Below are 21,105 nucleotides of genomic sequence, written 5' to 3' on the forward strand. Positions count from 1 at the left end.
GGCTCTCCTAGTGTACTGATGCCAGTTTGTATGCACCGGGTGGGGTGTGTGCTTGTCCCTCTGCCGTGTTTAGACGCTTGGTGCCGGCAAGTGTCTCGCGGAAAGTGTCCGGTGCACTTTGATGGTGCTGCGGGTGGGTGCACCGGTCACAGGAGCGGGGCGGCCTCATGCGCGGTGGGCTGCACGCCGCCGGAGGGAAAGAGCTCGGAAAGCAGGATGGCGGCGAGCACCAGGGCAGCGCCGGCAAGCGCCCGGCCCTCCAGCCGCTCGCCGAGCACGACGAACGAGGTGGCCGCAGCAAACACCGGCTCGAGCGCCAGGATGAGCGCGGTGTGGCTGGCGGGCAGGAAGGCCTGCGCCCAGCTCTGGATGGCGAAGGCGGCGGCGGTGGCGAGCGTGGCAGAGACGAGCCAGGCAAGCAGAAAACGGGGCGTGGCGTGGAAGACCGGGTGTGGCTCGAAGATGGGCAGGGTCGCGGCCATCAGGAGGGCGGCGGTGGTGATCTGCACGGCGGCGAGGGACTGGAAGGGAACGTGTCGTGAGCCGTGGGCGAGGCAAAGCAGGTGCAGCGCGAAGCAGAAGGCGCAGGCAAGGGTGAGCAGGTCGCCGCGGCCGAGCGAGGCCAGGGCCCATGGCTGCCCGGCCGGGATGGCCAAGAGTGCCAGGCCGAGGAAGCCGAGGGCCGCACCCGCGAATGCCCCGGCGCGTGGCGGGGCAGCGCCGGGAACGCGCAGGTGGCGGCTCAGCGAAAGGAATGGGACGAAGATCACGATGAGGCCGGTGAGGAAAGCGGACCGGGCCGGGGGGATGTGTTGCAGGCCGGCTGTCTGGAATTGGTAACCGCCGGCCAGCAGCACGCCGGCGAGCGCGCCGACGGACAGGGTTGGCCAGGTGATCGCCCGGAGATGCCGGCGATACAGCGCCAGCAGCAGCGCGGCGGCGAGGCACATGCGCATGAGGTTGAAGAGCAGGGGAGAGACATCCTGCAAGGCGGCCTTGACCAGCACAAAGGTGCTGCCCCAGACGAGTACCACGAAAAGCAGCAGCAGGTGTGCGGTGGTGGTGCGGGAGATCTTCGGGCCCGGCATCAGCAGCGCGGCTCGGCGGGGTCGGGGCGCTGGTAGCGCGTCTGTCCGCCGATGACTGTGCGGACGACCTCGGTGTGGAGGATCTCGAGTGGGGTGGCGGTGAGCGGGTCGCGATCGAGCACCACGAAGTCGGCGACATGGCCGGGGACCAACATGCCTTTCCAGCTCTCGGACCCCTCGGCGTAGGCGCTCCCCTGGGTCGCGGCATAAAGGGCCTCGGCGATGGTGAGGCACTGTTCCGGGTGGAAGGCGTCGCCACCCTGTTCCGGCCGGCGGGTAAGGGTCGCGTAGAGGCCGCGGAAGGGATTGAGGGGCTCGACGGGAAAGTCGGTGCCGAAGGCGAGCACGGCGCCCGCGTCCAGAAACGACCGCCAGGCATAGGCGCGGGCAGAGCGCCCGGGGCCCAGGCGTGCGCCGACCCAGCGAAGGTCGCTGAGCAGGTGATTGGGCTGCATGGACGCGATGGCTCCGGCGGCGGAGGTGCGTTGGAAGTCGGACGGGGAGGCTGTCTGCGCGTGCTCGACGCGAGAGCGGGCCGTGATCGGCGGGAAAGCGCCGGGCGCGGCGTGATGCTGGGCACGCACGGCTTCGAAGGCGTCGAGTGCGAGGGCCAGGGCGTGGTCGCCGATGGCGTGGAAACCCAGCTGAAACCCTGCCGCGGCGCGCTCAAGCGCGAGTGCCTCCAGGCGCTGCGCCGTGTAGAAGGGCAGGCCCGTGACGCCGGGGGCGTCGGCGTAAGGCTCGAGCATGGCGGCGGTGCGGGAGCCAAGCGAGCCGTCCAGGAACGCCTTGAGCATGGTGGTGCGCAGAAAGCGGTCCTGCGGGGCGCGGTCGCGGCGGAGCTGCAGGTCCGCAAGGGGCGCGTCGAATGGCAGCCACTCGCTGATGCGCACTGGCAGCTCACCGGCAGCATGGAGGGCGCAGAGGGCGGCAAAATCCTCGTCGGTGGAGTTGTCCTGCACGGAGGTGACGCCCCAGCGCAGGGCCTCGGCGAGGACGGCGCGCAGAGCGTCGGCGCGCGCCCCGGCAGTGGGTGCGGGCATGTGCTGCTCGACCAGCGCACGGGCGGGCCGCTCCCGCAGGATGCCGGTGGGCTCGCCGGAGGGGTCGTGGTCGATGGTGGAGCCTGTCGGCGCGATGGTGTGGCGGTCGACGTTGCCGAGGCGCAGGGCGGCGGAGTTGGCGACAGCAAGGTGGACGTCAATCCGGGCGAATACGGCGGGATGGCCGCGGGTCACGCGATCCAGATCGTGCCGGGTGGGCAGCGTGGCGCCGAGCCAGAGGTGCTCATCCCAGCCACCGCCGGTGAGCCAGGCGCCGGCCGGAGCGATGGCCGCGGCGCGGGCGATGCGGGCGAGTGCCTCGTCGAGCGAGGCGGCACCGGCCAGGTCCACTTCGCGCCGCTGGCGTGCGCCCTCGCCGAGGTGCAGGTGCGCGTCGTTGAAGCCGGGCATGCAGAAGGCGTGGTGGAGATCGATTTCGAGGGTACCCGGGGTAGCGAGCGCACGCAGGTCGTCAGCGTGGCCGGTGGCGGCTACGAGGCCGTCGCGTACCAGGAGAGCAGAGACGATGCGCGGGGAGGCTGTAAGCAGGGATTCGCCGGTGAGGATGCGGCCATTGTGGAACAGCAAGGAGGGAGTCACCGGGCGAGTGTACCAGCCGGGTTTGTGGCGTCGGCGGGGCGTTCAGGCCGGTGAGAGCGCCGACGGAGGCTGCGCTCGGCAGGCGCGAAGTTGCTTGGAGCCTTGCGGGATGCGCGGGGTTTTGGCGGGTCTGGGTGCCTGGCGGTGGGTGTGCGCAGGCGAGCGTCACACCGCTCAGGGTTTGCGGGAATGCTGGTGTTGGCTGGTTGTCCTGCTGAGGAGCTGTGTGCGCGTAGGCAGTGCGAAGACGTTTTAAGGTTTGCGCGACCGATGTCCATCGGTTGGCGGGGCGCAGGGCGGTGAGTATGTGTGTGCGCGGCTTCAAGGTGCCTGGCGATTTGCACGACGTTCGCTTGCGCTGATTGTGTTGTCGGGACGGCGGGTGTGTGAGGCGGCGGGGCGCTGGTTAGAGCTCCGCGGCGGGGTCTTGCGGAAGGCTGTCGGTCGGCGTGTTTTCCACGGCGTGGCCGGGGTTGTGGTTGCTGAGCTGGTCCTCGTCAGGTTCGTCGAGATGATCCAGATGGCCTGGTTCGTCCGGTTCGTGCGGAGAGTCAGCGTCGCAGTTGGCCAGGGCGAGCACCAGCAGCAGGATGCGCCGCAGGCCCACATCGCGGCCGCGCCCGTCGAACCACTCGGCGGTGGTGTGGATGCCGCCGCCTGCGCCACCGGCTCCGAGGCTGATTGCCTCGACGCCGAGCGCGAGCGGGATGTTGGCGTCCGTGGAGGCGGTGCGCAGCTCGGTGCGCAGCCCGAGGTGGCGGTCCACCGCGCGCAGCAGCAGCAGGATGCGCGCATCTTCGGGTAGTGCGCCGGCGGGCCGGTCGCCAATGTTGCGGATGGAGAAGCGCAGCGTGTGCTCGGCGGGGCAGCCACGGTTGGCGGCGATCACTGCGTCTTCCACTGCGCGGTGCAGCTCGACCTCTAGGTGGAGCAGTTCGGCGGCGTCGGTGGAGCGAAGGTCGAAGCGGCCGGTGGCAGTTGCGGGGATCGCGTTGACGGAGGAGCCGCCCTCGATGGTGCCGATGCTCCAGGTGGTGCGTGTTTTGGGGCGGGCGTGATCGCGGCCCTTGTGGCCGTTGGTTTTTGCTGCCGGCTCCGCGGAGGACGAGAGGCTGGTTTGTTTGCTGCGGAGGCGCGTGATGGCCTCGCTCAGGGCGACGATGGGGTTGGGGCGCGCGGCGTCGGTCCAGGAGTGGCCGCCGGCGCCGGTCACGAGGACCTCGAACCTGCGGCTGCCCAACGCCTCGGTGACGGCGATGGTCTGGCCGGCGCCGTCGAGCACCAGGTGTGCGGCGATGTTGGCACGCCAGTGCGGCTGGGCGTAGATGTGCCGGATGCCGCGGAGATCGCCCTCGCCTTCTTCGCCCACGTTGCCGAGGAAGACGATGCGGCAGCGGGGCGCGATGGCCGCGTGGCGCAGGGCCGCGGCCACGGCGAACAGGGCGGCGAGGCCGGCTCCGTTGTCGCAGGCGCCGGGCGCGCGCAGGCGGGTGCCGGTGAGCACGGGGTCGAGCGGCGTGTGCCCGGGGAACACGGTGTCCATGTGGGCGGAGAGCAGGATCACGGGCGGCTGGCCTGGCAGGGCAGCAGGGTCGGCTATGGGTGGAGCGGGGTTGAGCACGCCAAGGACATTGCCGGCTTCGTCCTGATGCACGTCGGCGAGCCCAAGGGCTTCAAAACGGGCCGCGATCCAGGCAGCCCTGGCAGACTCGGCGAACGGGGGAGCCGGGATGGCGACGCACTCGAGCTGCCAGCGCATGATCTGCTGCTCGTGGAGGTGCAGCCAGGCCAGGGCAGCATGCACGCTGCGCTGCGAGGCGATCTGTCCGACCTGGCTGAAAGCTGAGGTGATCATCGAGGTGTGTGGTCCGTGAGGCACGCCCGTATCGGCGGCTTCCCTGGCCCATGCGGCAGGCGCACGGTCAGGGAACGGGGGTGTACCCAAGCGTAGCACCGGGAGCCGGGGCTGCCTGTTGCCCGGCCAGAAGGCTGCCGGCGGGGTACTCGACGGAGTGAAGCCACAGGCCGCTGGCGGGCGCGGTTGGGCCGGCAGCAGAGCGTGAGCACTCGGCGAGCATGCCGGGAATCGATTCGGGATCGATCCTGGAGCGCCCGGCGTCGAGAAAGGTGCCGACGAGGTTGCGCACCATGTGATGAAGAAAGCCGGAGCCGGTGACGCGGTAGACCAGCAGGTCGGGGGCGGGCTGCTCCCAGAAAGACTCGTGCATGGTGCGCGTGGTGGGCGGCGCCGGCCGTCCGCCAGCTTCGACGCGCGTGGACAGGTCGGGCTCATGCGACTGGAAGGAGCGAAAGTCATGCGTGCCCAGCACCAGCGAGGCGGCACGCTGCAGGGCCTCGAAGCGAAGCCTGAAGGTATAGGGAAGCACGTAGGGCGCGAGCCAGGGCGGGCAGAGATTGCCGCGGAAGACCCGGTACTCGTAGGTTTTGCGGACCGCGCTGTGCCGGGCGTGGAAGCCGGGCAGGGCAAGCTCGGCCGCGGTGACCCGGATAGCCGCGGGCAGGACATTGTTGAGCGCGCGCCTGAGACTGTGGGCGGGGATGGGGCTCTGCAGCGACACCGAGGCGACGTGTGCAAGCGCGTGCACGCCTGCGTCGGTTCGACCCGAGCCCTGCGGCAGCGTCCGCTCGCCGGTGACGCGTGCCAGGGCCTTCACCAGTTCGCCCTGTATCGTGCGGCGGCCGGGCTGAACCTGCCAGCCGGCGAAGGGACTGCCGTCGAAGCTGAGGGTGAGCTTCCAGGTGGAGGGAGGGCTTGCGTGCGACATAGGATCAGCGTACCGGAGGCACGGAAGATAGGCGCATGGGCGGGGCGGAGTGCTGGGTTATACTCGCGGGTGACTTCAGCCAGAGGCGGATCAGGACGGGAGTTGTGGCGCCGTCCGGGCCGGCAGTTTCGTGGTCGGTTCTGTTCCCGGCTGTGGCAGTTCGCTGGTAACTCCCTCACCAAAGGACGCGGATGCACCCAGGCAGCAGAAGATGGTGGAGCGGGAAGCGCGGCACGCCTGGCGTGCATGGCGCGAGTAGAGGGATGCTGGACGCCCGCGGAGTCATCGGCCTGGCATTTCTCGGCATCGCCATGTGCAACGTACCTGCTTTGCCCGCCGGGGCACAGGCTTCAGGAGCGAACAATGCTTCGGGCGCGACGGGGCAGCAAGGCAAGACGCCGCCGCCTGCGCCTTCCACGGACAACACCACGGCAGGGCTACCAACAGAGCCGCGTCCCAACCCGACGCAGCCTCTCTTTATGCGGCCGGATGATCGGGATTTCCAACGGCCAAGAGGCTATTTCCCGCACCCGTTTGCCCCATATACCGCGACCACGACGACGCCTCCGCGCTTCACCAATACCACCCGGCTCAATGACCTGATCCGGAACGGGCGGCTGTTCTTGAGCCTCAGTGATGCCGTGGCGCTGACGCTGGAAAACAACTTCGATATCGCTATCCAGCGGTACAACCTCGACATCGCGGATACGGACCTGTTGCGGGCGAGGTCAGGAGCGACACTGCTGGGCGTGAATGCGGGGCTGGTGACGGGGACGATCGGCACGGCGACCGCGTCGCTTTCCTCGGGCGGCGGCCCGGGCGGCACCAGTGTGAGTTCGGGCGGCGCGGCGGCCGGTGCTTCAGGACTGGCGCTCTCGACCAACCAGGGAGGACCATTGCCGGAGCAGCTGGACCCGGTGCTGACGGGGCTGGTGGAACTGCAGCGCTCGTTTACCCCGGAGTTGAATACGGTGTTCACGGGCACGGACCGGCTGAACCAGAACGAGAACCAGTACAACTTCACCTACACGCAGGGCTTTCTGACCGGCACGCAGGCGCAGTTCTCGTGGAACAACAACTACATCACGCAGAACAGCCCGTTCCAGACCTACAGCCCGGCGACGCAGAGCGTGTTCAATCTGCAACTGACGCAGCACCTGTTGCGCGGGTTTGGCACGGGGATCAACGGGCGATTTATTGTGCAGGCGAAGAATAACCGGCGCGTTTCCGACTCGGCGTTTCGCCAGCAGGTGTTGTACACGGTGAACCAGGTGGAGAACATTTACTGGGGCCTGGTGAGCGCGTACGAGGATGTGCAGGCCAAGCAGGGGGCTCTGGACCAGTCTTCGCGGCTGGCTGCCGACGACCAGAGGCAGCTGGAGATTGGCACGCTGGCGCCGCTGGACGTGGTGAATGCAAGGAGCGCTGCCGCGAGCGACCAGCAGGCGCTGGTCGCAGCCAAGAACACGCTGGAGTATCAGCAGCTCGTGATGAAGCAGGCGATTTCGCGCAACCTGGAAGACCCGGCGTTTTCAAGCGCGCCCGTGGTGCCGACCGACCGCGTGAACCTTGCGGAGACGCCGGAAGAGACGATGCCGGTGGATGACCTGGTGCGGCAGGCGGAGGCGAACCGGCCGGAGATTGAGCAGGCGCTGCTGGCGCTGAAGAATGACGAGATCACGCTGAAGGGCGAGAAGAACGGGCTGCTGCCGACGCTGGACGCGTTTGCTTTCTATGGCGGCTCGGGGATCGGCGGCCAGGTGAACCCGCTCTGCGCAAGTGCGCAGGCTGCCGCGTTCGGGATCTCGTGCGCCGGGTTGCCGCAGGTCGGGTACGGGGATGTGTTTCAGAACACGTTCAACAACTCGTCTCCGAACAAGGGCGCGGGGTTGTCCCTGACGGTGCCGCTGCGCAACCGCCAGGCACAGTCGGAGCAGGCGCGCTCGGTGCTGGAGTACCGACAGGAGCAGATGCGGCTGGAGCAGTTGTATGTGCAGGTGCGGATGCAGGTGATCAACTCGCAGTATGCGTTACGCAACGATCGCGCGCAGGTGGCCTCGGCTGATGCGGCGCGCGAGTATGCGGCGGAGAGCCTCAAGGCCGAGAGCCGCAAGCTGGAACTGGGCGCTTCGACCACGGCCAGTGTGCTGCAGCAGGAGCGCAACATGGCCACGGCGCAGGATAACTTCATCAACGCGCGGGCGACATATGCGAAGGACCGGGCTGCACTGGATAACATCCTGGCGGATACGCTGGACAAGTACGGCATCAGCCTGGGGGATGCGGTGACAGGAACGGTGACGCAGATGCCGCGGATTCCGGGGCTGGAGGCTGCGACACCGGAGCAGCAGGCGCCGGCTTCGCTTGCGCCGGCACAGCCTAGGGTTGGGCCGCAGCCGCCACCTGGTCCGCGTCCCTAGCTTTGCCCGGGTTCTGCCAGGGCTGAGCTTCGGCATGGACCGGATGTAGATTGCCCCGGGGTTTGGCGTGGTGTGCAAGGATTGAGATATGCGTTTGCTCGGTGTTTCCCGTTTCGCGTCGGTGTGCGTTGGCCTGTTCTGCCTGGGCTGCCTCTCAAACAGTTTTGCGCCGGCGCTCGCCCGGGCCCAGCAGGGGGCTGCTGCTGATCCTGTTGCGGCCGATGAGCGCGCGATCTATGCCGCGGTGCTCGATGCGGCCAGCACCATTGGCGCGGGGAGCCAGCCGCTGGTGGCGGAGATGACGTCGACGTTTGCGTGCGGGGCGGATGCCTGCAACAAGCTCTCGATCGGCGGCTGCAACGGGCTGCGCGGCACGGAGACGCCCGAGGCGCGGCTCGCGATCGTGAAGCGTGATCTGCCGGCACTGCAGCCGAGTACCAGCGCCGAGTTTCTCAAGGTGAACGACCGCTGCTCGGTGGTGCCGTCGAAGCTCAACAGCCGGCTGAACTACCACCTGACGACCGACATGGATATCCCGCAGAGCTGGAGCTATACGTCGCTGGTGTACTTTTCGCGGGTGGCGTTTTCTGCGGACCACAAGCAGGCGCTGGTTGCGGTGGGGCTGATGTCGACCCCGGATACCAAGGCCAGCAATGGGCGGTATTTTGTGCTGGGGCGGCAGGGGGATGGCTGGAGCCTGAACGGCAGCTCGGTGATCTGGAAGCTCAAGCCCTAAGAGCACGACCTAAGAGCACGACCTAAGCTCACGGCCTGGGGAGGAGTGGGTGCTGGAAACTCCTCCCATGGTCGGCATTGTCGTGGGGCTGCGGTGCGTGGCCGGGATGCGCCACGCACCGCGCGGAGCGGCTAGCGGATGGCCACCGCGTTGAGCAGGTTGAAGAACTCCGGAAACGAGATGGCGGCGGACTCGGAGCCCTTGATCAGGGTGTCGCCCTCCGCGCGCAGGGCTGCGACCGAGAAGGCCATGGCGATGCGGTGATCGCCACCGGAGTCGATCTCGGCGCCGTGCAGTGTCTGGCCGCCGGGCACATCCAGTCCATCCTCGAACTCTTCCACTTCAGCGCCCATGGCGCGCAGGTTCTGCGCGACCAGTGCGATGCGATCCGACTCCTTGACGCGCAGCTCCCTGGCGTCGCGGATGCGGATGCCCTGCTCGGTGTAGGGGGCGATGGCGGCGAGTACCGGCAGTTCGTCGATGATCTGTGCGGACAGACCGCCGGAGATCACGGTGCCGCGCATGCCGGCTTCGGGCGCGTGCATCTGCACGGTGCCGACGAGTTCGCCGTGCTGCTCTTCAAGGTTGAGCACGCTGAGCCGGCCGCCGAGCGCCGTGCACACGTCAAGCAGGGTGGCGCGGGTGGGGTTCATGCTGAGCTGGTCAAAGACGAGCGAGGAACCGGGGAACAGCAGCGTTGCGCACAGGAAAAAGGCTGCGGAAGACAGGTCGCCTGGAACGGTGGCGTCGATGCCGGTGAGCTTCTGGCCGCCGCGTATGGTGACGGAGTCAAGGTCGCGCTCGAGCTCGGCACCGAAGGCGCGCAGGGCGAGCTCGCTATGGTCGCGGGTCCGTACCGATTCCCGCAGGATGGTGGTGCCCTCGGCCTGAAGACCAGCGAACAAAACAGCGGTCTTGACCTGCGCGCTGGGCGTAGGGGTTGTGTAGTCGGTGGCGCGGAGCGCGCGGCCGTTGATCACCATGGGCGCGTGGCCATCGGTGAGCGAGATCTCGGCACCCATGGCCCGAGCGGCTTGCGCACGCGCTCCATGGGACGGCGCGTGAGGGACGCATCGCCGATAAGCGTGAAGGTGCCCTGCTGTGGCGCGAGCAGGCCGGCGAGCATGCGCATGGTCGAGCCGGAGTTGCCGCAGTCGAGCGCCGTTGAGGGGGCGCGCAGAACGCCGCCGGTGCCGGTGATTTCGACCACGCCGCCCTCCTGCCTGGTGACGGTCGCACCCAGTGCCTCGCTGCAACCGAGCGAGCTCCAGGGATCGGCGCCGGTGGAGAAGTTGGAAAGGCGCGTGGTGCCCGTGGCCAGGGCCGAGAGCAGCGCATAGCGGTGGGAGATGCTCTTGTCGCCGGGGAGCTGGACGCTGCCCTGAATGCCGCGCGCGGGCTTGATCAGCTGAGTCTGAGTTGCGTTGGAATCGTGCAAGGAAAAGTCGCTCCGGGGTAAAGGAATCCTTTCCATCGTAGCGGATGTGCGTTTGGGTCGGCGTGGGGACGGCTCGGGGAAGGCGCAAGAGGTCGGTCAGCGGACGCGCAGCACGACCACGGTTTCGTCATCGAACCGTTCGGCGCCGCCCTGGAAGGCGCTGACCGCGCCGAGCAGGATGGAGGCGAGCTCGGCGGCGCTGGTCTTGCAGTTGCGGCGGACCAGGTCCATGACGCGCTCGAGACCGAACATTTCGCCTTCGGGATTCTGCGCGTCGGTGATGCCGTCGCTCAGGAAGATGAGGGCGTCGCCGGGGCGGGCGGCGAGCGAAATCTCCTCGTAGGCGACGGAAGGGAACATGCCGAGCGGGAAGCCTTCAGCCTGGACGATGTCGAGCGTGCCGGGGCCGCCGTGCGCCGAGCCGCCGCGTGCGCGGTAGAACAGGGGCTGGGTGGCGCCGGCGTTGGCGATCTGCAGCGTCATGTTCTCGTCGTTCCACACGGCATAGACCATGGCGACGTACTGCGAGGTGACGTGGCGCTCCTGGAGCGAGTCATTGAGCAGGGCCAGCATCTCGGCCGGGCCCAGGTGATTGCTGCCGGCGGAGCGCATGATGCCGCTGACCAGTGCCGCGTACAGGGCGGCCGGCGCGGCCTTGCCGCTGACGTCGCCGAGCGCGACGGCGGAGCTGGTGGGGCTGTAGCGCAGAAAGTCGTAGAGGTCGCCACCGATGGCGCGCGCGGGCAGGAAGCGTGCGGCGAACTCGGCATGCTCATGCTGCGGGGCCACGTGCGGCAGCAGGCGCAGCTGCACCTCGCGCGCCATGTCGAGGTCATGCTCGAGCCGCTGCTCCTGCTGGGCGACGCGCTGGTACAGCCGGGCGTTCTCGATGGAGATGGCGATCTGCGCGGCGAGCGTGGTGAGGGTGCGCTCGTGGTCTTCGTTGAAGTAGTTGGCGCGCGTGTGTTCGAGATCAAGCAGGCCAATCACGAGGCTCTGGTACATGAGCGGGACGATCAGCTCGGAGCGCGTTTCGCGGTTCTGCATGTGGTAGCGCTCGTCCTTGCGCACGTCCGGAGCGTTGACCAGGGTGCCATGCTCAATGGCCTCGCCGACGAGCCCGCGATTGACGGGCAGGCGCTCGTGCACGGCGATGGGCTCGCCAAAGCGGGTGGCGAAGCGGCTCTCCAGCACGCCGTCGTTCTCGTTGATGATCCAGATGGTGAAGAACTGGAAGTCCACCAAGCGCAGCAGCAGTTCGCCGATGCGCTGGAACAGCATGGGCAGATCGAGGATCGAGGTGAACTCGCGGGAAATGTCGTTGAGCACGCGGAGAGTCTGCGCCTGGCGGGCGACGCGTGAGTAAAGCCGGGCGTTTTCGATTGCCTGCGAGATGCGCGAGGCGGTGAGGGTGAGCAGGTGGAGGTGCTCGGGCCGAAAGTAGTTGAGCTGTTCGCTCTCGATGTCGATGACGCCGATGATGCGGCCCTTGACGATGAGCGGCACGGCGAGCTCGGAGCAGACGCGTGGGTTGGCTTCGTAGTAGTCGGTGGAGCGGCTGACGTCGTTGACCAGCAGGGCCTGGCGGGTTTCGGCGACGCGGCCGACGATACCCTGGCCGATCTTGAGGCGGATGCGCTCTGCTTCGGCTTCGTGGCCGATCTGGAAGCGCATGCGCAGCTCGCCGGTGCGCTCGTTGATCAGGAAGATGGCGAAGATGCGGAAGTCGAGGACGGCGCGGACCAGCTCGGCGGTCTGCTTGAGCAGGGTGCGGAGGTCGAGCGTGGTGTTGAGGGTTTCGGCCAGGCGGATCAGGAACTCCGTCGCCATGGGGGGCTGCGCGGTGACGGGCGGAAGCGACTCCAGGGCCGACAGGGTGCGATCCGGCTCGGCGGCGGGGCTGAGCTCACGGTAGGCAGAGGCGGCGGGCAGGGCAGAAGCGTCGCAGGTGCGGAACGATTCCAGGGTATGGAGATCGTCGACTTCAGGCGACGGATTGTTCTGCTCTTCGCTCACTCCTCTCCTCGGTCCTGAAGCTGAAACGTTGGGGCGTCGCCCGCGGACGGCGATGCACGCTTGACCAGCATGATAGCGCGCCTCTTGGGCGGTTGCATGCGGACTCTACGGGCGAGTGGACTGCTGATACGCCCGAAGGATGGCGACCGAGGCGCTGGCGCCGATGCGGCCGGCACCGGCCGCGGCCATGGCGATGGCGTCGTTGAGGGTTCGGATGCCCCCGGATGCCTTGACGCCGCACCGCTGGCCCACAATGGAGCGCAGCAGGTAGATGTCTGCCACCGTGGCGCCGCCGGTCGAGAACCCGGTACTGGTTTTGACGAAGTCGGCGCCCGCTTCGAGACAGAGCTCGGCGGCCTGTCGCTTTTCTTCGTCGGAAAGCAGGCAGGTTTCGAGGATCACCTTGAGGATGGCGCCCTCGCCGTGCGTGGCGCGTGCGATCTCCGCAATTTCGTCACCGACCACCTGGAGCAGGCCTGAGCGGAGCGCCCCGATGTTGAGGACCATGTCGACGTCGAGCGCACCGGCCTTGAGCACATCGTGCGCTTCCGTGAGTTTGGTCGTGGACAAGGAGGCCCCGAGCGGAAAACCGATGACGGTGCCCACCCGCACGCCCGTGCCGAAGAGGGCTGCATGGGCGCTGGGAACCCAGGCGGGATTGACCATGGCGCAGGCGAAGCGGTGCTCGGCTGCCTCGAGTGCGAGGGCGAGCACCTGGTCGCGGGTGGCCTCGGGCTTGAGCAGGGTGTGATCGAGCGTGCTGGCAAGCGTGCGGGCGTCCGGGAAGGTGGAGAGGATCTCGGCCTGGGAGAGCTCGGCCGGCGGTGAGGCGGGCCGGGCTGATGGGCTGGGTGTGTCGGAATACATGCGCGCTCGTTTGGTTTGAGGTGAGCTTTCAGGTGCGGTGGGGCTGGCCGGGGTGCGTGGCCGGCGGGTGGTCAGGCGGAGGGTTCGGGCGAAGCGGGCATCAGGCAGATGTCGGCAAGGTTGCGGTAGCGCTCGGCGAAGTCCATACCGTAGCCGATCACGAAGTGGTTCGGGATCTGAAAGCCGACGTAGTCTGCTTCGATGGGTTCGAGGCGGCGGCTGGGCTTGTCGAGCAGCGCGGCGAGGCGCAGCACGCGGGGGTGGTGCTGTGTGAGGATCTTGCGCAGGAAAGAGAGTGTCAGGCCGGTGTCGAGGATGTCTTCGACGAGGATGACGTTTTTGCCTTCGATGGACTCGTCGATGTCCTTGATGAGCTTGACCTGTCCGTTCGATGTGGTGCCCTTGCCGTAGCTCGAGACCGACACGAAGTCAAAGGTGCAGTCGAGCTGGATGTGCCGGGCTAGGTCGGCGAGAAAGATGGCGGCGCCCTTGAGCACACCGACCAGCACGATGCTCTGGCCAGCGAAGTCGCGGGAGATCACGGCCCCGAGTTCGGCCACCCGGGTCTGGATCTGGGCCTGCGTGTAAAGGATGGGCAGCGGGGAGGGAGTAGCCATCGTCCTCTTTCGGGGTGGAGAAGCGCATGCGCGCGGCAGCGGGAATATCTCGATCCAGCATAGTGTATGTGGGCGGCGCGAGGCAGAGGGCGCGCCATACGGTCTGCGCCCGCGTTTTATACTGAAGAACCGCCTATGATCCCTTTTCTGCATATCGGCCGCTTCGCGCTGCCTACCTTCGGCCTGATGCTGGCCCTGGCTGCGCTGAGCGCAGGCTTTTTGCTGCATCGCAACCTCCGCCGTTACGCGCTGCCGGGCGATGCGGTCGGCATTATCGCAATTGCCACGATTGCCGGGGTACTGGGAGCGAAGCTTTGGCACGTGCTGCAGGATCCGGCCTTGCTGATCGCGCATCCAGAGGTGCTGCTGGACCGTGCCGGACTTGCGTGGTTTGGCGGGTTGGTGGGCGGCATCGTGGCGCTGCTGTGGCAGGCGCGCGAGGTGCGGGTGCGCAGCCTGTCGATGCTTGACCTGTGCGCGCCGTCGGCGGCGCTGGGCTACGGAATAGGGCGGATCGGCTGCTTCACGTCAGGGGATGGCGATTACGGCATCGCGAGCAACCTGCCGTGGGCCATGAGCTTTCCCCATGGGATCGACCCGGTGAACTACCCGGTGCACCCGACGCCGTTGTACGAGTGCCTGGTCGCGTTGGGGATCGCGGTCTACCTGTGGCGCAGAAGCCGGCCGGCCGCAGGGAGGCTGCTAAATGCCGGGCGGATCACTGGGGAGTACCTGGTGCTGAGTGGCGCGGCAAGGTTCCTGGTGGAGTTCATCCGCCTGAACCCTCGGATCTACTGGGGGCTGAGCAATGCGCAGGTCGCGAGCGTGGGCAGCATGGCGGCCGGGCTGCTGCTGGTGGCGTACGCGGGGAGGCACAGCATCGCAGCGGTGCTGCGCGATGAGCCTGTGATGCCAGTGGAAGAAGCGGCCCACTAGGAGGGCCGGCACGTGGGGGAGACTGCCCGAAGGTCGTAGGCACCTGGAAGAAGGCTGAGTTCGCGAAAATAATCGGCCTGCAACGTGAACCGTTGCGGGCCGGATGCCGATAGGTTGCCAGGTCCGCAGGGTTGAAAGCGCGGCCAGGGGCGACAGATGACCTACACTCAGCGATTTCTCCAGGAGGCCTGCGCAATCGCAGGCAGCATACCGGAAGCACAGATCCACCGCATGTTGCAGATGCTTGTGGAGGTACGGGAACGGGGCGGACGGCTGTTCTTCCTCGGCGTTGGCGGCGGCGCAGGCCATGCCGGCCATGCAGTGAACGACTTCCGCAAGATTGCCGGGATTGAGGCGTACTCGCCGTCGGACAACGTGTCCGAGCTGACCGCGCGCATCAATGATGACGGCTGGGACAGCTGCTACGCGAACTGGCTGCGCGGCAGCCGGCTTTGCGAGAAGGACATGCTCTTTGTGTTCTCGGTGGGTGGCGGCTCCATTGCAAACAACATCAGCATGAACCTGGTCAACAGTGTGCGACTGGCAGAGGAAGTGGGCGCGCGCATCCTGGGTATTGTAGGACGGGATGGCGGCTACACGGCACAGGTGGCGGACGAGGCCATTGTTATCCCGACGTTGTCGGCCGATACAGTGACGGCGCTGGTGGAGGCGTTCCAGGCTGTGATCTGGCACCTGCTGGTATCGCACCCGATGCTGCGGGCGCGCGAGATGAAGTGGGAGAGCACGGCGCCTGCGGTTGCGTAACGAGGTGCAAATCACCGCGGGGCTTGCGCCGCAGCGGCGGGCTGTCTTCCTGGATCGCGATGGGGTTCTGAATCGCAACGTCTTCTACGCCGATACGGGCGCCTGGGAGAGCCCGCGCACGCCTGCGGAATTCGCACTCTGCCCGGATGTGCTGCCCGCCCTCGCCCGGCTGAGTGGGGCTGGCTTTCTCCTGTTCGTTGTGTCCAATCAACCGAACGAGGCGAAGGGCAAATCGCGCCCGGGCACGCTTGCGTCCATGCACCGCAAACTGGTCGCACTTCTGGCGTCTGCCGGCCTGGAGCTGGCGGACGCGTTTTATTGCACGCACCATCCGGACTTTCCGCAGGCAGGCGTCGCGCCTGGGCGCGACGGTGGCTGTGTGTGCCGCAAGCCTGAGCCCTATTTTCTGCTGGAGGCAGCGCGCGCGCACAACTTGGCGTTGCGGGAGTGCTGGATGATCGGGGATCGGGCGACGGACATGGCCTGCGGACGAGCGGCCGGGGTACGGACGGCCTGGGTCGATACGAGGCAGGAGCGAATAGCGCCCGACCCGGCGCAGGTCGACGTCGGAAGCATGGGCCTGGCCGACGCTGTGCAGCAGATCCTCTCGGCTGTTCGCGAGAGGGTGTAGCGCTGCACAGCGCGGCTGAACTCCTTTAGGAAGCGAGGCCAGGCTGCGGCATAGGCCGCCGGATCGCAGGCAATGCTCGCCCCGCCGGACGATCGTTCAGAGCATAGCCCGCCAGCATGGCGTCCTTGTAGAGCATCCGCACCGTCTCCAGAGAAAACGCCGTGAGATCCTTGCCGACCAGCGCGAGCTTGGAGAGGATCTCTGGCGTGGCGGTGATGATGTGCGTGCCTGATTCCTCGGCATGGAAGACATTGAGCAGTTCGCGCGAACTGGCCCAGAGCAGCTCGGCGAGCGGGCGCTCTTCCAGGATCTCGACCGCGCGGCGCATGAGCGGAACCGGATCCACGCCCGTGTCCGCGATACGCCCGGCGAACACGGAGACGATAGCCCTGGCGTTTGGATCGAGTGCGGCGGCTACGCGTCCCACCTGTTCAAGTGTCATAAGCGCCGTGACGTTCAGAGCGATGCCGTCGCGGGACAGGCGGCGCACGAGCGGCATAGTGGAGAAACCCTGCGTGTTGGTGACAGGGATCTTGACATAGACGTTGCGCCCCCAGGAGGCGATCAGGCGAGCCTGCCGCTCCATGCCTGCTTCATCATCCGCGAAGACCTCGAAGGAGACCGGCAGGTCGGGGATGGCGGTGAGCACGGCGTGTGCAAAAGCGCTGAAGTCCTTCACTCCTGCCTTGTGCATCAACGTGGGATTGGTGGTGAAGCCCTTGATATAAGGCTTGCTGTACATGGTCAGAAGGCTTTCTATATCGGCGGCGTCGCAAAACAATTTCACCTGTAGGTCGGTGCTGAAATTCATGTGTTTGTCCTCGGAGGGAACGATTTGTAAGTGTGTGTGAGCGCTATGGCGAATGTAGGAGGAGCGGCACAAACGCACTCCTGGATTCGTCACCGATGCGATTACGAAAGTCCCCTGATGGGAAGAAAGTTGCGCTCTTCGGGAGCAGGTGGCGGGGGAACGCGGTATGCTCGCTGCAATATTCCTGATTTTTTGATGAGAGCGGAGCCAGCTGGGCCGATGCCTTGCGTATGGGCGTTTGAGCCTGTGCCTGCAAGGCGGGCCGCGCGGGGGAGGGGCTTGGCGTATGACATTGCTGGCGTTTCAGCAGCCGGAGGCTTTCGCCCGGCGGGGCAGGAACTACTTCATCGTGGGCGGGGCAGGCTTTATCGGCAGCCACTTCGTGGACCACTTGCTGTCGGAGCCGGAGCTTGCGCGCAAGGTCACGATCTACGACAACTTCTCTTCAGGCCGCTCCTGGCATTACGAGCAGCACCTAGCAGACAAGCGCTTGACGGTGGTGCACGCGGAGGTGAGCGACCTCCCGCGTCTTGCGGGGGCGATGATGGATCACGACGTCGTGATCCACCTGGCTTCCAACCCAGACATAGCCCGCGCGGCCACCGAGCCTGAGGTGGATTTTTACCAGGGCACGCTTTTGACAAACAACGTGGTCGAAGCGATGCGGCGAGCGGGCGTACCGCAGCTGCTGTACGCATCCGGCAGCGGCGTGTACGGGGAGCTTGGGCTCACGCCGGTGCGGGAAGACGCGGGATTGTTTCAGCCGGTGTCGACTTACGGAGCGAGCAAGCTTGCGGGGGAGGCATTGATCGCAAGCTACTGCGCCATGTTCGGACTGCGGGCCTGTGCTTTTCGGTTCGCCAACGTGGTGGGACCGCGGCAGACGCACGGCGTGGGCTTTGACTTTCTGCGGAGACTCACCAACGATCCGACCACGCTGCGCATTCTGGGCGACGGGCAGCAGAGCAAGTCGTATATTCACGTGCTCGACGTGGTGAGCGCGGTGTTGCTTGCCGCTGAGCGGACTGCGGAGGCTTACCAGGTGTTCAACGTGTCGACCGAGGATGCGATCACGGTCGAGGAGATCGCGGACGAAGCGGTCGCGAGCCTTGGACTGTGCGGAAGGCCCGAGTATGTGTTTACGGGCGGCTCGCGGGGCTGGAAGGGCGACGTGCCCGTGGTTCGGCTGAACAGCGACCGGATCCGAGCGCTGGGCTGGGAGTCGCGGTGGAGCAGTCGCGAAGCGATCCGCGCCGCCCTGGACGGATTGCGGGTGGAGGAAAGGGTGCTGCATGCGTGAGGACGCGCTGCCGGTGGTGGCGCTGCTGGCTGGGGGCATGGCGACGCGGATGCGCCCGGCTACGCTGCACCGTGCCAAGTCGATGCTGCTGGTGGATGGTGAGCCGTTCATCGGGCACCAGCTCCGACTGCTGACGGCGCAAGGGGTGCGACGAATCGTGGTGTGCTGCGGGCACTTTGAAGAACAGGTACGTGCCTATGTGGGCGATGGCTCCGCGTGGGGCTGTGCGGTTACGTACTCGCCGGACGGGGCTGCGCCGCTGGGCACAGGCGGCGCGCTTTTGAACGCGTTGCCGCTGCTCGGACCGGCGTTCCTGGTGATGTATGGAGACTCGTACCTGAAGGTTTCGCTCAAGGCAGTGTGGGCGGCGTTTGTGGCACAGGGTCGTGCCGGCATGATGACGGTGTATCGCAACGAAGGCCGGTGGGACACGAGCAACGTACAGTTTGAAGCGGGCCGGATCATTGCGTACGCGAAACAGCAGCAGACGCCAGAGATGCTGCATATCGACTACGGGCTGAACTGCTTTCGCGCGGATGCGTTTGCGCGCTGGACTGCGGGCGAGCGCTTCGACCTGGCTGCTGTGACGGCCGCGCTGCTGGAGCGCGAACAGCTGGCTGGCTTTGAAGTCAGCGAGCGATTTTATGAAATTGGCTCGCCCGAGGGCCTGCTGGAGATGGGCCGTGTGCTCCGGGCGCAGCGTACACAGCCGGAGCGAAGCGCATGATTATCGCGAGAACACCTTTACGCATTTCACTGGGAGGCGGCGGTACCGATCTGCCTTCGTACTATCGCGAGTTCGGTGGCTTTGTCATCTCAGCGGCCATTAACAAGTACGTGTACATCACGGCGAACCGCTCGTTCTTCGCGGGCTACTTTCTCAAGTACTCGGATACGGAGCATGCGGAGACAGTCGACGCGATCAAGCATCCGCTGTTTCGCGAAGCGCTGAAGATGCACGGCATTGGCGATCGCGTGGAGTTGGGCAGCGTCGCGGATGTGCCGGCGGGCACGGGGCTTGGCTCCTCCGGGACCTTCACGGTGGGGTTGCTGCATGCGTTGTATGCGTACCGGCAGAAGCACGTAGCGAGCGAAACGCTGGCTCAGGAAGCGGTGGAAATCGAGATGAACCGGCTGCAGCAGCCAGTGGGCAAGCAGGACCAGTACATCGCCGCCTATGGCGGGCTGCTGTGCCAGGACTACCGGCGCGATGGCAGCGTGGGTGTGGCGCCGCTGAATCTCCCGGAGTCCACGATGCGGGAGCTCGAGGAGAGCCTGATGCTGTTTTTTGTAGGATCGACGCGCTCGGCCTCGGCGCTGCTGCAGACGCAGAAGACGCAGTCAGAGGGGCGCGACAAGAAGATGCTGTCGGACCTCCATTTCGCCAAGCAACTGGGCTATGAGACGGAGAGCGTGCTGTGTAGCGGCGCGGTGCTGTCGTATGGCGCGATCATGCACGAGCATTGGTTGCGCAAGCGGCAGCGCAGCGAAGGCATGAGCAGCAGCCGGGTGGACGAGTTGTACGAGCTGGCACGCGGGGCCGGCGGGGCAACGGGTGGCAAGCTGGTGGGCGCGGGTGGCTCGGGCTTCCTGCTGTTGCAGTGCGCGGATCGCAAGCGTTTGCGGGGCGTGATGCAGGAGGCCGGTGTAGACGAGATGAGCTTCCAGTTTGACTTCGATGGGTCGGTGGTGATGCTGCGGAACTAGCAGAGCGGATGGGGGCGAAGTGGCCTGGGGCGGCGGTTTTGACGGATGCGGCGGAAGCGCGGAAAGCTGGCATTTTTAGGCAAAAGTGACACGATTTTGTGCACATGGCGAAAAGTCGTTTTATAAATATGCAGGGTTTGCGAAGGTGGTGCATAACTATGCACAAGATAACGCGCCAGTTGCAAAATCCAATTTCAGTCGCTGCATGTTTATGCGTGCCACTGGATTGTGGCGGTTTCCGGTAAGATGTGCGCCTGCGGATTGCGGCGGTGTTTGCTTGTGGAGTTCACTCGGACGGCACGGGGTTCGTCTGGTTCGTGCCGGATGCGTGGGGGTGGTCAACCCTGGGTAGATGGCACGAGCCTTCTGCGCATGCCGCGCTGCAGTGTCCGAGGCATGGCAGCACCGATATCTGGACACCTTGCGATACCTATTGCCTGGGGTGCGGGGGATGATTCCGAGTCTTTCGCCAGCAACCGGGTTGGCACGTCACGGCGCTCGTGCGGTTCCGCCGCTCCGCGGTTTCAGCGTGGACGTCTGGCGCGACCTGCCATGAACGCCACGGACTCCGAGCCATATGCGTGTTCCGGACCCGCGTGATGAGCGGGTTGATTCCCGCATGGCCCTGCCCCGGAGGGTAGCGTGCAGCGGGCACTCTGGGAACAGGACAGGTGGTTCTTTTTCCGGTTGCATGCCCGGCTTCTCGATGCGTCGGGTGAATGGCTAGGGAATCGTCTTCTTGCTCAATCGGGTGGCAAGCGGTTGGCCGATTTTGCGATGGGCAGGTTCTGATAGCGCTTTGCGTGGAGATAGGAACAGGGCCGGCGTGGGGGTCCGAAGCATGCAGACGCCTGGGGGAACACGCGGGCATGTCGCGGTCGGTGTTCGCCGCGCTTCCGGGCGAGAGTGGGTCGGGAGCCGCTTGTCCGTGACGGGCTGTGCGATGCTGGCTGGCGGCAGGCCGCCAGGGTCGTTGCGCGGGTCGGTTCCCGGGCTTGCCTCGTCGCTGGCTGATGGGTCGGAGAGTACGCTTCGAAGCCTTCAGGCAAAGGATGGGATGTCAGCCCTGGCGATCCTGGGAAGGAACGTCGCGTGTCTCGTCCTCTGAGTGCCGAAGGTCGACCTTCCTGCGGTGTGCAGTGCGTTTCTTCTTTTCGTCTCGCTCGCCGAAGTACAGGAGAGCGGCGGCCGACACGTCGACGGCAGCCCACGCCAGCCGGTGCGATAGCGGGGACGGCCCATGGTGCAGGCTATCCAGGTACACCGGACCGATCAGCAGCCATCCAAGCATGGACCATCGGTTGCCTCCAAAAGGGGTCCATCCGGCAGGGAACATGGCAAGTG

Annotated in this window: 17 protein-coding genes and 1 pseudogene; 8 read left to right on the plus strand and 10 right to left on the minus strand. The window is 66.2% G+C overall.

Annotated features, from left to right (window positions below):
• Window positions 1–146 precede the first annotated feature (146 nt).
• The 4 genes from D1Y84_RS15590 to truA all read right to left on the minus strand — a co-directional run bounded on the left by D1Y84_RS15590 (window position 147) and on the right by truA (window position 5,517).
• On the minus strand, window positions 147–1,088 hold the full coding sequence (locus tag D1Y84_RS15590) for a DMT family transporter (RefSeq protein ID WP_124849509.1): 942 nt from the start codon (window positions 1,086–1,088) through the stop codon (window positions 147–149).
• Complete coding sequence (locus D1Y84_RS15595; RefSeq protein WP_124849510.1) at window positions 1,088–2,731, minus strand: amidohydrolase; 1,644 nt, start codon at window positions 2,729–2,731, stop codon at window positions 1,088–1,090. The genes D1Y84_RS15590 and D1Y84_RS15595 overlap by 1 nt, the downstream gene beginning before the upstream one ends.
• Window positions 2,732–3,137: 406 nt before the next feature.
• Window positions 3,138–4,676 (minus strand): M20/M25/M40 family metallo-hydrolase, encoded by a 1,539-nt coding sequence (locus D1Y84_RS15600; RefSeq protein ID WP_370245783.1) that lies wholly within the window; start codon window positions 4,674–4,676, stop codon window positions 3,138–3,140.
• Window positions 4,654–5,517 carry a tRNA pseudouridine(38-40) synthase TruA gene (gene truA / locus D1Y84_RS15605; protein ID WP_124849511.1) on the minus strand — a complete coding sequence of 288 codons (864 nt, stop codon included), beginning with the start codon at window positions 5,515–5,517 and terminating at the stop codon, window positions 4,654–4,656. The genes D1Y84_RS15600 and truA overlap by 23 nt, the downstream gene beginning before the upstream one ends.
• 263 nt (window positions 5,518–5,780) lie before the next feature.
• Here truA and D1Y84_RS15610 point away from each other — a divergent pair, with 263 nt between their 5' ends.
• Together D1Y84_RS15610 and D1Y84_RS15615 are read left to right on the plus strand one after the other, a co-directional pair.
• Window positions 5,781–7,937 carry a TolC family protein gene (locus D1Y84_RS15610; RefSeq protein ID WP_233581466.1) on the plus strand — a complete coding sequence of 719 codons (2,157 nt, stop codon included), beginning with the start codon at window positions 5,781–5,783 and terminating at the stop codon, window positions 7,935–7,937.
• Window positions 7,938–8,025: 88 nt separating this feature from the next.
• Window positions 8,026–8,673: a hypothetical protein gene (locus tag D1Y84_RS15615; protein ID WP_124849513.1), complete on the plus strand. Its 648-nt coding sequence runs from the start codon at window positions 8,026–8,028 to the stop codon at window positions 8,671–8,673.
• Between the two features lie 131 nt (window positions 8,674–8,804).
• Here the strand turns inward: D1Y84_RS15615 and aroA are convergent.
• The 4 genes and pseudogenes from aroA to hpt form a co-directional block, all read right to left on the minus strand.
• A pseudogene (gene aroA, locus D1Y84_RS15620) lies at window positions 8,805–10,147 on the minus strand (3-phosphoshikimate 1-carboxyvinyltransferase).
• Window positions 10,148–10,207: 60 nt separating this feature from the next.
• Complete coding sequence (locus D1Y84_RS15625; protein WP_233581467.1) at window positions 10,208–12,127, minus strand: GAF domain-containing SpoIIE family protein phosphatase; 1,920 nt, start codon at window positions 12,125–12,127, stop codon at window positions 10,208–10,210.
• Between the two features lie 105 nt (window positions 12,128–12,232).
• Window positions 12,233–12,994, minus strand: a complete 762-nt coding sequence (gene deoC / locus D1Y84_RS15630) for a deoxyribose-phosphate aldolase (protein WP_124849514.1) — start codon at window positions 12,992–12,994, stop codon at window positions 12,233–12,235.
• Between the two features lie 71 nt (window positions 12,995–13,065).
• The gene (gene hpt, locus D1Y84_RS15635) at window positions 13,066–13,611 is read right to left on the minus strand and encodes a hypoxanthine phosphoribosyltransferase (protein ID WP_124849515.1); all 546 of its coding nucleotides are present in this window, start codon (window positions 13,609–13,611) and stop codon (window positions 13,066–13,068) included.
• 135 nt (window positions 13,612–13,746) lie between these two features.
• Here hpt and D1Y84_RS15640 point away from each other — a divergent pair, with 135 nt between their 5' ends.
• The 3 genes from D1Y84_RS15640 to D1Y84_RS15650 all read left to right on the plus strand — a co-directional run bounded on the left by D1Y84_RS15640 (window position 13,747) and on the right by D1Y84_RS15650 (window position 15,943).
• On the plus strand, window positions 13,747–14,547 hold the full coding sequence (locus tag D1Y84_RS15640) for a prolipoprotein diacylglyceryl transferase (protein WP_124849516.1): 801 nt from the start codon (window positions 13,747–13,749) through the stop codon (window positions 14,545–14,547).
• Window positions 14,548–14,703: 156 nt separating this feature from the next.
• Window positions 14,704–15,312, plus strand: a complete 609-nt coding sequence (locus D1Y84_RS15645) for an SIS domain-containing protein (protein WP_124849517.1) — start codon at window positions 14,704–14,706, stop codon at window positions 15,310–15,312.
• A complete protein-coding gene (locus tag D1Y84_RS15650; protein WP_158615515.1) occupies window positions 15,305–15,943 on the plus strand; it encodes an HAD-IIIA family hydrolase in 639 nt (212 codons plus the stop codon). The genes D1Y84_RS15645 and D1Y84_RS15650 overlap by 8 nt, the downstream gene beginning before the upstream one ends.
• Window positions 15,944–15,968: 25 nt before the next feature.
• Here D1Y84_RS15650 and D1Y84_RS15655 read toward each other — a convergent pair whose 3' ends face one another.
• Complete coding sequence (locus D1Y84_RS15655; RefSeq protein WP_124849519.1) at window positions 15,969–16,754, minus strand: transaldolase; 786 nt, start codon at window positions 16,752–16,754, stop codon at window positions 15,969–15,971.
• A gap of 286 nt (window positions 16,755–17,040) precedes the next feature.
• On the opposite strand from D1Y84_RS15655, the gene D1Y84_RS15660 reads away from it, so the two are divergent.
• From D1Y84_RS15660 to D1Y84_RS15670, 3 genes are read left to right on the plus strand one after another with little or no spacing between them, the layout of a single operon-like run.
• Window positions 17,041–18,054, plus strand: a complete 1,014-nt coding sequence (locus tag D1Y84_RS15660) for an NAD-dependent epimerase/dehydratase family protein (RefSeq protein WP_124849520.1) — start codon at window positions 17,041–17,043, stop codon at window positions 18,052–18,054.
• Window positions 18,047–18,781, plus strand: a complete 735-nt coding sequence (locus tag D1Y84_RS15665) for a nucleotidyltransferase family protein (protein ID WP_124849521.1) — start codon at window positions 18,047–18,049, stop codon at window positions 18,779–18,781. The genes D1Y84_RS15660 and D1Y84_RS15665 overlap by 8 nt, the downstream gene beginning before the upstream one ends.
• A complete protein-coding gene (locus D1Y84_RS15670) occupies window positions 18,778–19,761 on the plus strand; it encodes a galactokinase (RefSeq protein ID WP_124849522.1) in 984 nt (327 codons plus the stop codon). Before D1Y84_RS15665 ends, D1Y84_RS15670 begins: the two co-directional genes overlap by 4 nt.
• A 1,060-nt stretch (window positions 19,762–20,821) precedes the next feature.
• On the opposite strand, the gene D1Y84_RS15675 is transcribed toward D1Y84_RS15670, so the two are convergent.
• The gene (locus D1Y84_RS15675) at window positions 20,822–21,097 is read right to left on the minus strand and encodes a hypothetical protein (protein ID WP_124849523.1); all 276 of its coding nucleotides are present in this window, start codon (window positions 21,095–21,097) and stop codon (window positions 20,822–20,824) included.
• Window positions 21,098–21,105: the final 8 nt, after the last annotated feature.

The sequence above is a fragment of the Acidipila sp. EB88 genome, from assembly GCF_003858395.1.
Lineage (GTDB): Bacteria > Acidobacteriota > Terriglobia > Terriglobales > Acidobacteriaceae > EB88.